This window comes from Streptomyces lancefieldiae (assembly GCF_031845825.1).
GTDB lineage: Bacteria > Actinomycetota > Actinomycetes > Streptomycetales > Streptomycetaceae > Streptomyces > Streptomyces lancefieldiae.
In genome coordinates, this window is sequence record NZ_JAVRFH010000192.1 from 1 (window position 1) to 1,869 (window position 1,869).

The following is a 1,869-nucleotide window of genomic DNA, read 5'->3' on the forward strand; positions in this document are numbered from 1 at the left end:
GCGAAGCACTGCCGCTCCGGGAGGGCCTGGACCTCGGCCGGGAGGGCGGCGGGGATGAACCAGCGGCCGTGCGCGGCCACGAGCTCGTACACCGAACGATGCTTCCAGCTGGCGGTGCCGTCGTGGTCCAGCCGGCCCTCCAGAGCAAGGTGCAACTCCAGCCAGTCCAGAAGCGCTTGCTCGGAGGGGGACGCCCGGCGGGCAGGGGCAACAGCGCCGACGACGTCGCGGACCGTCGTCACGTCCGCCAGGACGCCCCCGCTGTCTGCGTCACTCGGCATGCTTCCCTCCCCTGCCGGGGGCTCTCCCGGCGTTCCGGTCCGCTTCCTACCAGCACCGGAGGCTGCACGTCCAGCAGCAGCGTGAGGCCGGACAGCGCGATGTGCCAGCGACTCCTCGGGCGGGCATGTGAGACGAGACGGTGGTTCGCTCTTCCGGTGACCGGCAGAGCCCCGACAGTCCGTCGGACAGCCTGATCAGCAGGCTTGCGAGGGTCAGCTGGTTGCCGGCACGTGCAGAGGGTGCTGGGGCAGGACGGCCTGTTGGCTGGGTGTCGGGGCGTGTTCGGCGAAGAGGATTCGAAGGCGCGTCGGTGGATGGGTGCACAGGCTGCGGGTCGTCGCCCAAACCCGGGGCAGGAGAGAGCGTTCTTGGTCGCGCTCGAGGTCCTCGCGCCACATGTCGGCCACAGCGGCCCGGCCGCAGAAGCGGACGGCCGCGAGGTCACAGGCGAGTTCGCCCCACCAGGAGAACAGGACGGTCAGCATCCAGGCGGCCGCTGCGGCAAGGAGGAAGGCGGGCAAGGACAGGAGGCCGGCGAGCAGGCCGACTGCCGCCACGGCGAGAGACTCGGCGGCGAGGCGCTTGCCAGTGTCGCGGCGCTGGAGGTGGGCGAGCTCATGCTCCAGGACCGCGGGAAGGTGGGCGGTGTGACGGGGGTGGAGCCACCGCATGCCGAGCCAGACGTGTCCCCGGCCGCCGTGGCCGGTCGAGCGGGCATCGTCCCAGCTGCCGGTCTCGTCGGAGGTGCCCAGGGTGACCTTTTCCAGTCCACGCTCGGCGGTGGTGCGGCGTACGTGCTCGGTGGTCTGCCGCATCCTGGCAGCGATGCGTTTGTACGTGTCGCTGTCGGAGGAGCGAGGCTTGCGGTCTGCGTGAACCTGCCAGGTCAGAGTCTGGGCTGTCGGCCCCAAGGCGACCGCCGACTGCTGCCGGGCGCGCCCTTGAATCGCCCACAGCCCGCCCGCGGCCACCGCGACGGCGACCGCGATCCCGGCTGCCGGCCCGCGCAGGTGCGTCATGACGGCCTCGCTGATGATCGCCATCGCCACCACGGCCTGCCCGGCGTGGCGTTGCAGATTGTCCCCCATTGCCCTGTCTGCTCCCAGGGCCTCGCACCCGGCAGGCCGTGCAGCAACGCGGTGTGCTCGCTGCCGGAGGCCGAGCGAGGGTTCTCCCGCGTCGATGCGGTGGCCATATACTCCGGCGCCCTGCGCGACAAGATCCACAAACTGAAGTACGAGGGGAAGACGGGCTGGGCGATGATCTTCGGCCGCCTCCTCGTCGGCTGGATGGAGAGCCACCCCGAGGCAATGCGGGGCGTCGATTATGTCGTCGGCAATCCCACCCACAGTGGGCGTCAGCCCATCCAGCACATCGAGGCGATCATGGACGCCGCCTACACGGAGGACGTCACACGGGCCTACCCGCTCAGCCCGCCAGGCGGCCACCGGCTGGTGAAGCAGACCGAGACAGCCCGGTCCGCGAGCCGCACCCTTGACGAGAAGCGCGCGGCCGCCGCCGCGCATGCCGCCGCTCTGACCTGGACCGGAGACACCGGCGACATCAAAGGGGCCACCGTTCTCCTTG

Annotated in this window: 2 protein-coding genes and 1 pseudogene; 1 reads left to right on the top strand and 2 read right to left on the bottom strand. The window is 70.8% G+C overall.

The genetic code is table 11. The features are described from left to right. Together RM812_RS41475 and RM812_RS41480 are read right to left on the bottom strand one after the other, a co-directional pair. The coding region (locus RM812_RS41475; RefSeq protein WP_311586098.1) for a hypothetical protein at positions 1 to 281 on the bottom strand (281 nt) is incomplete at its 3' end. Positions 282 to 494: 213 nt separating this feature from the next. Beyond that, positions 495 to 1,370, bottom strand: coding sequence for a M48 family metalloprotease (locus RM812_RS41480; protein ID WP_311586100.1), 876 nt, complete (start codon positions 1,368 to 1,370; stop codon positions 495 to 497). A 99-nt stretch (positions 1,371 to 1,469) separates the two neighbouring features. Between RM812_RS41480 and RM812_RS41485 the strand changes: the two are divergent. Next, a pseudogene (locus RM812_RS41485) lies at positions 1,470 to 1,869 on the top strand (ComF family protein); the annotation flags it as partial.